Origin of the sequence: Pseudomonas canadensis, assembly GCF_000503215.1 — a bacterium.
Classification (GTDB): Bacteria; Pseudomonadota; Gammaproteobacteria; order Pseudomonadales; family Pseudomonadaceae; genus Aquipseudomonas; species Aquipseudomonas canadensis.
In genome coordinates this window covers 35466-47369 of the sequence record NZ_AYTD01000016.1, presented here as the reverse complement: position 1 = coordinate 47369, position 11904 = coordinate 35466, and the positions used below count along the sequence as shown (strand labels likewise).

The following is an 11904-nucleotide window of genomic DNA, read 5'->3' as shown; positions in this document are numbered from 1 at the left end:
GAGAAGTGCATGACGCAAGTCACGGTGAAACAACTGGCCGATGAGGTCAAAACACCGGTAGAGCGCCTGTTGCAGCAGATGCGTGAGGCAGGTCTGCCGCACACCGCCGCCGATGAAGGTGTGAGCGATAGTGAGAAGCAGTCTTTGCTGACTCACTTGAAGAGCAGCCACAAGGCGAAAGTGGAAGAACCGCGCAAGATTACATTGCAGCGCAAAACCACCAGCACCTTGCGTGTTGCTGGTAGCAAGAGCATCAGCGTTGAAGTACGCAAGAAGAAAGTCTTCGTACAACGCAGCCCGGAAGAAATCGAAGCCGAGCGCAAACGCGAACTGGAAGAACGTCGCGCAGTAGAAAATGCTGCACGTCAGAAGGCTGAAGAAGAAGCCAAGCGTCGCGCCGAAGAAGAAGCGCGTCGCCAGCCTGCTGCTGCGCAACCTGCTGCCACTGAAGCGGTCGCCGCGCCTAGCGCTCCTGTAGAAGCTGTGCGTGAGGCCGCTTCGGTTGCCGCTGCACCAGCGCCTGCTGCTGACGCTCGTAAGCGTGACGAACCTCGTCGCCCAGACAAGCCACGTGCCGACGATAACAATCGTCGTGGCGGTGGTGGCGATGGCGAGCGCAAAAACGCTCCGCATCGTGCCTCGGTCAAAGAGAAAGCGCCTGCTCCACGCGTTGCCCCACGTACTACCGACGAAGAAAGCGATGGCTTCCGTCGTGGTGGTCGCGGCAAGGCCAAGCTGAAGAAACGCAACGCCCACGGTTTCCAGAGCCCAACCGGCCCTGTCGTGCGTGAAGTGAAGATCGGCGAGACCATCACTGTGGGCGACCTCGCTCAACAGATGTCGGTCAAGGCTGCTGAAATCATCAAGTTCATGTTCAAGCTGGGTACTCCGGCCACCATCAACCAGGTACTGGACCAGGAAACTGCCCAGTTGGTTGCTGAAGAGCTGGGCCACAAAGTGACCCTGGTCAGCGACACCGCCCTGGAAGATTCCCTGGCCGAGTCCCTGAAGTTTGAAGGTGAGGCGGTTTCCCGTGCACCAGTCGTGACCGTAATGGGCCACGTTGACCACGGTAAGACCTCCCTGCTCGACTACATCCGTCGTGCCAAGGTTGCTGCTGGCGAAGCCGGTGGTATCACCCAGCACATCGGTGCGTACCACGTTGAAACCGAGCGTGGCATGGTGACGTTCCTCGATACTCCTGGTCACGCCGCGTTTACCGCAATGCGTGCCCGTGGTGCCAAGGCGACCGACATCGTGATCCTGGTGGTTGCAGCGGACGACGGCGTGATGCCACAAACCATCGAAGCCGTTCAGCATGCCAAGGCAGCTGGCGTTCCGTTGGTAGTAGCAGTGAACAAGATCGACAAGCCGGGCGCCGATCTCGATCGCATCCGTAGCGAATTGTCGGTTCACGGCGTGACGTCCGAAGAGTGGGGTGGCGACACTCCATTCGTACCGGTCTCCGCGAAGATGGGTACCGGCGTTGACGAACTGCTCGAAGCTGTTCTGTTGCAAGCCGAAGTTCTGGAACTGACCGCTACGCCATCGGCTCCTGGCCGTGGTGTTGTCGTTGAGTCCCGTCTCGACAAGGGCCGTGGCCCGGTTGCTACCGTTCTGGTTCAAGACGGTACCCTGCGCCAAGGCGACATGGTACTGGTCGGTTCGAACTACGGCCGTGTACGTGCCATGCTCGACGAGAACGGCAAGCCAATCAAGGAAGCAGGTCCTGCTATCCCGGTCGAGATCCTCGGCCTGGACGGTACCCCGGACGCTGGCGACGAGATGAGCGTGGTTGCCGACGAGAAGAAAGCCCGTGAAGTGGCTCTGTTCCGTCAAGGCAAGTTCCGCGAAGTCAAGCTGGCCCGTGCTCACGCCGGCAAGCTGGAAAACATCTTCGAGAACATGGGCCAGGAAGAGAAGAAGACGCTTAACATCGTCCTCAAATCTGACGTACGTGGTTCCCTCGAAGCGTTGAACGGCGCCTTGAATGGCCTGGGTAACGACGAAGTGCAAGTGCGCGTTGTCGGTGGCGGTGTCGGTGGTATCACCGAATCCGACGCCAACCTGGCACTGGCTTCCAACGCTGTACTGTTCGGCTTCAACGTGCGTGCCGATGCCGGCGCTCGCAAGATCGTCGAGCAAGAAGGCTTGGACATGCGTTACTACAACGTCATCTACGACATCATCGAAGACGTCAAGAAAGCCCTCACCGGCATGCTTGGCAGCGACGTCCGGGAGAACATCCTGGGTGTGGCCGAGGTGCGTGACGTGTTCCGCTCGCCGAAATTCGGCGCGATCGCCGGTTGCATGGTTATCGAAGGTGTTGTGCACCGTAACCGTCCAATCCGTGTACTGCGTGAAGACATCGTTATCTTCGAAGGCGAGCTGGAATCCCTGCGCCGCTTCAAGGATGACGCTTCCGAAGTACGTGCCGGCATGGAATGCGGTATCGGCGTCAAGAGCTACAACGACGTCAAGGTTGGCGACAAGATCGAAGTCTTCGAGAAGGTTCAGGTTGCTCGCAGCCTCTAACTCGCGCACTTCCGGAGCCACGCCGCGTGTGGGCATGCAAATGCCCCGCGCAGCGTACGGACTCTAAACGCAACGCCCGGTCTGGCTTTTGTCAGGCCGGGCGTTTGCCGCTTTCAGACCCCACGGGTTTCACCGTGTGGCAGTAACAGGTAACAAGACATGGCAAAAGAATACAGCCGTACCCAGCGTATCGGCGATCAGATGCAGCGCGAGCTGGCCCAACTGATCCGTCGCGAAGTCAAAGACCCTCGCGTTGGCCTGGTCACCATCACCGCCGTAGAAGTGAGCCGTGACGTGGGTCACGCCAAGATCTTCATCACCGTGATGGGGCAGGACAGCAGCGAAGAAATCGCACAAAGCATCAAGGTGCTCAACTCGGCCGCAGGTTTCCTGCGCATGCAGTTGGCCCGTGAAATGAAGCTGCGCAGTGTTCCTCAGTTGCACTTCCACTACGACGAAAGCGTCGTGCGGGGTGCGCACCTGTCGGCACTGATCGAGCGCGCCGTGGCTGAAGACAGCCAGCATCCGTCCACACCTGAAGACGCCAAGGAGTAAGCGGTGGCTCAGGTCAAACGTATCCGTCGCAACGTCAGCGGCATAATCCTGCTCGACAAGCCCATTGGCTTTACCTCCAATGCCGCGTTGCAGAAGGTCCGCTGGCTGCTCAACGCCGAAAAGGCCGGGCATACCGGCAGCCTCGATCCTTTGGCCACCGGTGTACTGCCTTTGTGCTTTGGCGAGGCCACCAAGTTTTCGCAATACCTGCTCGATTCCGACAAGGGTTACGAAACCCTGATGCAATTGGGCAAGACCACCACCACGGCCGACGCCGAAGGTGATGTTCTGCAGGTTCGCGATGTGACCGTTGGTCGTGCAGATATTGAAGCGGCTTTACCCGGTTTTCGTGGGCAAATCAGTCAGATACCGCCGATGTACTCGGCGCTCAAGCGTGATGGCCAGCCTCTTTACAAGCTGGCACGTGCGGGCGAAGTAGTGGAGCGCGAACCGCGTTCTGTTACTATTGCGCGCTTGGAATTGCTCGCCTGTGAAGGCGACACTGCCCGCCTGGCCGTGGACTGCAGCAAAGGCACCTATATCCGTACCCTCGTGGAAGATATCGGTGAGCAGCTCGGTTGCGGTGCATACGTTGCAGAACTGCGACGCACCCAGGCTGGCCCTTTCAGCCTGGCCCAGACGGTCACGCTGGAAGAGTTGGAAGCCGTACACGCCGAAGGCGGCAACGAAGCGGTTGATCGCTTCCTGATGCCATCGGACAGCGGTTTGCTGGATTGGCCATTGCTGCACTTCTCGGAGCACAGCGCGTTCTACTGGCTCAACGGCCAGCCGGTACGTGCCCCGGATGCCCCGAAGTTCGGCATGGTACGGGTACAGGATCATAATGGTCGCTTCATCGGTATCGGTGAAGTGAGCGAAGACGGGCGCATCGCGCCGCGTCGACTGATTCGGTCAGAATGACCGGACGAGGGTGGCTGTTAACAGGCACGGTCACTACTCATTTTTAGATACAGGGATTTGTCCCTGGCCTGTTGAAACTGCCTTTTGGGTGGTTTCCTGAAAAAAGGATTGCCTCATGGCTCTCGACGTTCAAGAAAAAGCACAAATCGTTGCTGACTATCAGCAAGCTGTTGGTGACACTGGTTCGCCAGAAGTGCAAGTTGCACTGCTGACCCACAACATCAACAAGCTGCAAGGTCACTTCAAGGCCAACGGTAAAGATCACCACTCCCGTCGTGGTCTGATCCGCATGGTAAACCAGCGCCGTAAGCTGCTGGACTACCTGAAAGGCAAGGATCTGGGTCGTTATCAGACTCTGATCGGTCGCCTGGGTCTGCGTCGCTAATAAGCGATTGCGCTAGAGGTTGGTTGTCTGCCGTGTGCCAGTGGGATTCCCGCTGGCTCATGGTAGGCTCCCAGCCTCAAGTTTTATCTGGATACACGTTTTACCCTGGACCAGGTTCGGGCCGATTCCCGACATTGCCCAAGAATTTCGCAAGAAGACAAGTTCCCCCAAGAGCCACAAAGAAGGTAGGACACCGTGAACCCGGTTATCAAAAAATTCCAGTTCGGTCAGTCGACCGTTACCCTCGAGACAGGCCGTATCGCCCGTCAAGCCTCCGGCGCAGTGCTGGTTACCGTTGACGACGACGTTACCGTTCTGGTGACTGTAGTTGGCGCCAAGACCGCTGACCCGAGCAAAGGCTTCTTCCCTCTGTCCGTTCACTACCAGGAAAAGACTTACGCTGCCGGTAAGATCCCTGGCGGTTTCTTCAAGCGTGAAGGCCGTCCTTCCGAGAAAGAAACCCTGACTTCCCGACTGATCGACCGTCCGATCCGTCCGCTGTTCCCAGAAGGTTTCATGAACGAAGTGCAGGTTGTCTGCACCGTCGTTTCCACCAGCAAAAAGACCGATCCGGACATCGCTGCGATGATCGGTACTTCGGCTGCCCTGGCCATCTCCGGCATTCCTTTCGATGGCCCGATCGGCGCTGCCCGCGTTGCTTTCCACGAAAGCACCGGCTACCTGCTGAACCCGACTTACGAGCAACAGAAAGCTTCGAGCCTGGACATGGTTGTAGCCGGTACCTCGGAAGCCGTGTTGATGGTTGAATCGGAAGCCAAAGAGCTGACCGAAGACCAGATGCTGGGTGCCGTACTGTTCGCCCACGACGAGTTCCAGGCTGTCATCAAGGCTGTCACCGAGCTGGCTGCCGAAGCTGCCAAGCCAACCTGGACCTGGGCTCCACAAGCTGAAGCGACCGAACTGCTGGGCGCTATCCGCTCCGAGTTCGGCGCTGCCATCTCCGACGCCTACACCATCACCGTCAAGGCCGACCGTTACGCTCGCCTGGGCGAGCTGAAGGATCAGGTTGTGGCCAAGTTGTCCGGTGAAGAAGGCCAGCCTTCCTCCAGCGACGTCAAAGCGGCTTTCGGTGAAATCGAATACCGCACCGTTCGCGAAAACATCGTTAACGGCAAGCCACGTATCGACGGTCGCGACACCCGTACCGTACGTCCGCTGAACATCGAAGTCGGCGTTCTGCCGAAGACTCACGGCTCGGCGCTGTTCACCCGTGGTGAAACCCAGGCTCTGGTAGTCGCGACCCTGGGCACCGCCCGTGACGCACAACTGCTGGACACCCTGGAAGGCGAGAAAAAAGACCCGTTCATGCTGCACTACAACTTCCCTCCGTTCTCGGTGGGCGAGTGTGGTCGCATGGGTGGCGCTGGTCGTCGCGAAATCGGTCACGGCCGTCTGGCCCGTCGTTCGATCGCCGCCATGCTGCCTGCAGCTGACGTGTTCCCGTACACCATCCGTGTTGTGTCGGAAATCACCGAGTCCAACGGTTCCAGCTCCATGGCTTCCGTTTGCGGTGCTTCCCTGGCACTGATGGACGCGGGTGTGCCGATGAAGGCGCCGGTTGCCGGTATCGCCATGGGCCTGGTTAAAGAAGGCGAGAAGTTCGCCATCCTGACCGACATCCTGGGTGACGAAGACCACCTGGGCGACATGGACTTCAAAGTAGCCGGTACCGCCAAAGGTGTGACCGCGCTGCAGATGGACATCAAGATCAAAGGCATCACCGAAGAAATCATGGAAATCGCCCTGGGCCAAGCCCTGGAAGCGCGCCTGAACATCCTCGGTCAGATGAACCAGATCATTGGTCAGTCCCGCACCGAACTGTCGGAAAATGCTCCGACCATGATCGCGATGAAAATCGACACCGACAAAATCCGTGATGTCATCGGTAAAGGCGGCGCGACTATCCGTGCGATCTGCGAAGAAACCAAGGCTTCGATCGACATCGAAGACGACGGCTCGATCAAGATCTTCGGCGAAACCAAGGAAGCGGCTGAAGCAGCACGTCAGCGCGTTCTGGGCATCACTGCTGAGGCCGAAATCGGCAAGATCTACGTCGGTAAGGTTGAGCGCATCGTCGACTTCGGCGCATTCGTCAACATCCTGCCGGGCAAGGACGGTCTGGTTCACATCTCCATGCTGAGCGACGCTCGCGTTGAGAAAGTGACCGACATCCTGAAGGAAGGCCAGGAAGTGGAAGTGCTGGTACTGGACGTGGACAACCGCGGCCGTATCAAACTGTCCATCAAGGACGTAGCAGCAGCCAAGGCTTCGGGCGTTTAATCCCCCCGAGCTTTCAGCTGAAAAAGGGACTCTTCGGAGTCCTTTTTTTATGGGCGCTGGAAAGTAGCGGGAAATCAGCCGTTTAGCTGAATCCAAAAGCCGCAACTTGCATGCAGCCACGATGGTATTCATGCAACTTGCACGATTCCGAAAATTAGGTGTTTTTATAAGTTGTTGTTTTATATGAGTTTTATTGGCTCATCAGACTTGGCACACTGCCTGCAATATTCCTGTTAACGCTGCAGCATCAAGGTTTACGTACTGCAGACTTTTAATAAAACAGGAGTTACTCGTATGAAGAAGTTCGCTCTCGCTACTGCTACCGCTCTGACCCTGGCCATGGGTGCTAACGTAGCCTTTGCTCAGACTTCCCAAGCCCCTATGACGCTGGCGGCCGGTGAAGTGACCAAGGCTAAAGAGTCCACCTCGGATACCTGGATCACCACCAAAGTGAAAGCTGACCTGCTGACCGAGAAAGGTATTCCTGGTTCGGACATCAAGGTTGAAACCAACAAAGGCGTGGTTTCCCTGTCCTCCGAAGTCGCTATTTCGGACTCGCAAAAAGCGACCGCTGTAGCCATCACCAAGAAAATCAAAGGTGTCACTGCTGTTTCTGCTGATGGCCTACTGGCTGGCGGCGCAACCAAAGCTGATGGTATCGATAAAACCAAGGGCGCAGCTGCTAGCGCTAAAGAGTCCACCTCGGATACTTGGATCACCACCAAAGTCAAAGCTGATCTGGTAACCGAAAAAGGTATTCCTGGTACCGACATCAAAGTCGAAACCAACAAAGGTGTAGTGTCCCTGTCTTCGACCGCAGCGGTCACTGAAGCCCAGAAAACTACCGCGGTGAACATCACCAAGAAAATCAAAGGCGTTAAAGCTGTATCGGCCGACGGCCTGAAAGCAGAGTAACGCACCCGTTTCGTCTGAACCGAATGGCGGCGGCTTAGGGTGAGTTAGATATCCACCTGATGCACCTCTGGAGTTCATGCGACCGACCACACGGATGTGGTCATTACAGGCCCCGGCACTTGTGTCGGGGCCTGTTCTATTCTGGGCTGGAATACAAATGTTACAGCTATGGGAATCAAATGTGGGAGCGGGCAAGCCCGCTCCCACATTTGGAGTTGTGTTGCTTTGAGTTATTCGGCGTCCAGATGCATCGGCGTCACGACCCGGCCATCCTTCTCGGCCTGGCCCAAGTTGGCATCAATGAAGTACACCCGGTCATCTTCCAGCTGGCCTTTGTCCACCAGGTAGTCCTTGATGGTGCTGGCGCGGTCTTGGCCCAGTTGGCGCAGTAGCACTTCACTGCCACTCCAGAACTTGATCACGCCGTCACGCAGTTTCGCGCTACGGTCATCACTGCTCAGGTCTTTCCATTCGGCCGGCGGTTGTTGTTTCAGGCGGGTGCGGTAGATGCCTTCCAACAGTGGCGCTTTCTCCTTTTCGGGTACAACCAGTAACGACGCTTGGGCTGGAACCTTGTCGCCACGACGTTGAAGAATCTTGTAGTAGTTGTACTGGTATTCACGTTCCAGTCGCTGAGCGGCAAGGAAAGGTCCATCGCTGCTGGCTGCCGCTGTGCCTTCGATCTCCAGGCGCAGGGTAGGGCGTTCTTTCAGTGCTTTGGCCAAGGTGTTCAGGGCGCCCTCAGCATCCTTGTTCAGTTCACTGGAACCGGCGGCGAACGATACATTGCCGAGGTCTTCCGAGCCGCCGCCCGTCACCAACCCACCGATAAACTTGAAGGGCGCCGTTGCTGCACGCACTACCAGGTTTCGCAGGGTCTGCCAAACAATCGGCATCACGCTGAACTGCGGGTTATTCAGATCGCCTGTCACCGGCAGTTCGATGGAGATCTTGCCGTCGGAGTCCTTGAGCAACGCGATTGCCAGGCGAATCGGCAAGTCCACGGCATCGGCGCTGTCGACTTTATCGCCCAGTTGCAATTGCTCGACCACCACTTTGTTCTCGGCCTTCAGCTGACCCTTGGTGATCACATAGTGCAGGTCGAGGTTCAGTCGCCCCTTGCGGATACGGAAACCGGCGAACTTGCCGGAGTAAGGCGTCAAGGTGGTCAGCTCAACGCGTTTGAAGCTGGTTGCGATATCCAACGCCGCCATCGGATCGAACGGGTTCACGCTGCCCTTGATGGTCACCGGCGCATAACGGTCAACCTTGCCCTTGATATCGACGCTGGCCGGTTTGGCCTGGCGACTGTCGATAGTGCCTATTTGCCCGTTGAGCTGTTGAATCGCCGTGGCGAAGTTGGGCGTCAGGCTGAAGTCGGCAAAGTTGGCCGAACCGTCGTTGATCGCAATCTGGCCGATACGAATGCCCAGCGGCTTTTCCTTGCTGGCGGGCTTGGGTGATTTGTCAGCGGGTTGTGGGATCAACAGGTCATCCACGTTGGTGGTGCGGTCATCGTTGATCATGAAACGTGCATACGGCTGCAGCAGGTTGACCTTATCGATCGACAGACTGTCGCCGTGCTGATAATTCACGCCTTCGAGCACCAAGCGCTGCCATTTGAGGAAGTCGCGGGTCTTGAGGGTATCCAGGGTGTGCAACTGGTCGACCTGCGCTCGGCCTGTGACCTGGAGCTTCAGAGGATCGGTGCTTTTCAGGTTCACATCCAGATTGCTGCCGAGCATGCCGCTACGCAGTTCCAAGCGGATGAACGGGCTGATATAGGACTGCGCGACGCGCAGGTCGATGTCCTGGGTATTCACTTTCAGCTTGGCGCTGACCGGGTTGAGGTTAACCTCGCCGGTCGCCTGGATCTTGCCTTGCTTACCCAGGCCCGTGTCGACTTTCAATGTGAAGGGGTTCTGGTTGAGGCTATCGAAGTTCTGCACATCGACGTTCAGCGGGCCTACTTCCAACGCGACTGCCGGTTTGGCCTGGCGGTCAGCCAGGTGCACCTGATAGTTGCGCAACTGCACGTCCTTGAGCAGCACCTGCCAGGGTTTGCTTGGCGCCGCAGGCTCGGTTTTTGGCGAGTCTGCAGTGGCCGGTGCATTTTTGGGCTCCGGTGCCTTGGCCGGTTTGCTCGGCTGGCTGGCGAACAGTTTCTGCCAGTCCAACTGCCCATCGGCTTCCAGTGCCGCCCAGGTTTCCAGTTTGTTGCTGCGGATCTTGCCGACGACGACCTGCTGCTTGGCCAGGTCCACGGTGGTTTCGCTGACGTCCAGGCGCTCCAGGCGCACCAAGGGGCGGCCGTCCGGCGCCTTGATGGCAAATGGCGCAATGCTCGCGGCCGTGTTGGTCAGGCTCAGTTCGGTCTCTTTGGCCAGACTGAATTTATACTCGGTGCTGAAGTTGAGCACACCGTCTTCCAGCACCAATGGCAGCGCGTCGCGGACGTACGGCCACCAGGCTTTCATCTTGCCATCGGTGACTTTCAATGTGCCTTCGGAGGTGATCGGCACCAGGCTGAAATTACCTTTCCAGTCGATCTGTCCGCCTGCAGGCCCGGCTGCCACCAACGTCATGTCGGCGTTGTCTTCAGGCAGGGTGCTGAGATTTTTCAGCTCGAAGTCGAGCTTGTCGTAGAGGAATTCGATGGGTTCGCTGGGACGCAAATCTTCGAAATGCACATAGCCGCCCGCCAGCTTGATGCTGTCGATGCGCAGCGGAAACGGTTTGGCATTCGGATCGGTCGGGGTGGGCTCGCTGGGTGGCAGCTTGAACAACTGCGCGAGGTTCAATTGGCCGGACTTGTCGAACAACAGCTCGGTCTTGGGTTTGTCCAGTTGTACATCCGCGAGATGCAGGGCGCGGGTCCAGAGGCTGTCGATCTGCAGGTTGGCGTAGAGGCGCTCGAAACCCACTTGTTCCTTGCCTGGCTCACCGATTTTCAGCCCCCATGCCGTTACTTCCAGGCTGAACGGGTTGAGCTCGATCCGCTCAATCCGAGCCGGCACCGTGGCGTAATTGGCCAGTTGCTGGTTGGCAATGCGCAGCGCGACACCAGGGAGAATCAGGAAACCCAGCAAGCTGTACAGGGCAAGGGCAGTCAACAAGGCGCCAGCGGCGCGAATCAATCCTTTGGGCATGGGGCGGCGCCATCTATGTCAAACAAGAGTGCCTTGGAGTATGGCACGGGATTTCGGTTCCGAAGAACGGGTCCTTTGGGAAACGTCTTACAGCTGGAGTATCAGGGTTTTCAGGGGCGGCTGCTGATCCTGTGAGGGGAAGTCCGCGCCTGGCGTCATGATTGTCCAGTCACGTACGGGGCGGCCGGCCTTTTCCGCGCATCGCAGGACTTGTTCACGCCAGTCCTCCATGCTGACTTTCGCCAGGTTGTTGCAGCAGATCAGCACGCCATTGTCGGCGGTGGCTAGCAGCGCGGGCTTGAGCAGGCTCTGGTAATCGCGCAGCAAGTCGACTGTGCCAAACGCGCTTTTGGCCCAGGCTGGCGGGTCGAGCAGTACCAGATCGTATTGACGCTGCTCCAGGCGTGGATAACTCGGCAGCTTCTGCCCGCGCCGTTGGGTGATCGGCAGGCCCGCCAATTGGCGGATCGCCGGGAAGTAATCCGACTGCACAAATTCCATAGTCGGCAGTTGCGGGTTCAGCAGGCCATTTTCGCGACCGACCGCCAGGTTGCCCTCGGCGAAGTCCAGGTTGCACACCTCGCGCGCACCCCCGGCGGCCGCGCTCAGGCCAACGCCGCAGGTATACGCAAACAGATTCAGCACGCTTTTGCCGGCGCTGTGCGCCTTGACCCAGCCACGGGTGTTACGCAAATCCAGGAACAGCAGCGGGTCCTGCCCGGCATGGCGCCCGCGCACGCGGTAATTGAGGCCCCACTCGTGGCCGATCAGGTCTTCCAGCGCAGCGGACTCGGCACGATAAACCGTGTCCTCGCGGTCGATGCGCGAGTTGCCACGGGAACGGTCGTTGTACACCAGCAATAGTTCCAGGCCCATGTACTGGTTGACCTGTTGATGCAGGTCCAGCAGCTCTGCGGTTTCCAGGCATTGGTGGAAGCTCTGCACCAGCAATTGCGGGCCGTAGCGGTCGATGGTCAGGCCGCCGGCGCCTTCCTGGCTGCCATGGAACAGGCGATAGCAGTCAGTGCCTTGGGCGTGCAGCTCATTGATCAGGTCTTGGCGATGATCGAGGGCGGCGCGCAGCGCCTGATTCAGAGAAGACATGGAGCGCGCCTTGCTGGGGAAATAAGGGCGCGAAGTTTA

At 58.1% G+C, this 11904-nt stretch carries 8 protein-coding genes; 6 read left to right on the top strand and 2 right to left on the bottom strand.

The annotated features are described in order from the left end of the window. Window positions 1-9: 9 nt before the first annotated feature. The 6 genes from infB to U367_RS0117340 all read left to right on the top strand — a co-directional run bounded on the left by infB (window position 10) and on the right by U367_RS0117340 (window position 7612). On the top strand, window positions 10-2535 hold the full coding sequence (gene infB, locus U367_RS0117365) for a translation initiation factor IF-2 (RefSeq protein WP_028617969.1): 2526 nt from the start codon (window positions 10-12) through the stop codon (window positions 2533-2535). Window positions 2536-2694: 159 nt separating this feature from the next. Continuing rightward, window positions 2695-3090: a 30S ribosome-binding factor RbfA gene (gene rbfA, locus U367_RS0117360; protein WP_016973761.1), complete on the top strand. Its 396-nt coding sequence runs from the start codon at window positions 2695-2697 to the stop codon at window positions 3088-3090. Between the two features lie 3 nt (window positions 3091-3093). Next, entirely contained in the window at window positions 3094-4011 is a 918-nt protein-coding gene (truB, locus tag U367_RS0117355) for a tRNA pseudouridine(55) synthase TruB (RefSeq protein ID WP_003235022.1), read from the top strand. 115 nt (window positions 4012-4126) lie between these two features. Beyond that, window positions 4127-4396: a 30S ribosomal protein S15 gene (rpsO, locus tag U367_RS0117350; RefSeq protein WP_003177875.1), complete on the top strand. Its 270-nt coding sequence runs from the start codon at window positions 4127-4129 to the stop codon at window positions 4394-4396. 195 nt (window positions 4397-4591) lie between these two features. Further along, window positions 4592-6697, top strand: coding sequence for a polyribonucleotide nucleotidyltransferase (gene pnp, locus U367_RS0117345; protein WP_016976826.1), 2106 nt, complete (start codon window positions 4592-4594; stop codon window positions 6695-6697). Between the two features lie 294 nt (window positions 6698-6991). After that, a complete protein-coding gene (locus U367_RS0117340; protein ID WP_028617968.1) occupies window positions 6992-7612 on the top strand; it encodes a BON domain-containing protein in 621 nt (206 codons plus the stop codon). A gap of 230 nt (window positions 7613-7842) precedes the next feature. On the opposite strand, the gene U367_RS0117335 is transcribed toward U367_RS0117340, so the two are convergent. Next, the gene (locus U367_RS0117335) at window positions 7843-10761 is read right to left on the bottom strand and encodes a DUF748 domain-containing protein (protein WP_028617967.1); all 2919 of its coding nucleotides are present in this window, start codon (window positions 10759-10761) and stop codon (window positions 7843-7845) included. Window positions 10762-10848: 87 nt separating this feature from the next. Further along, a complete protein-coding gene (locus U367_RS0117330) occupies window positions 10849-11865 on the bottom strand; it encodes a class I SAM-dependent rRNA methyltransferase (RefSeq protein ID WP_028617966.1) in 1017 nt (338 codons plus the stop codon). Between the last annotated feature and the right edge of the window lie 39 nt (window positions 11866-11904).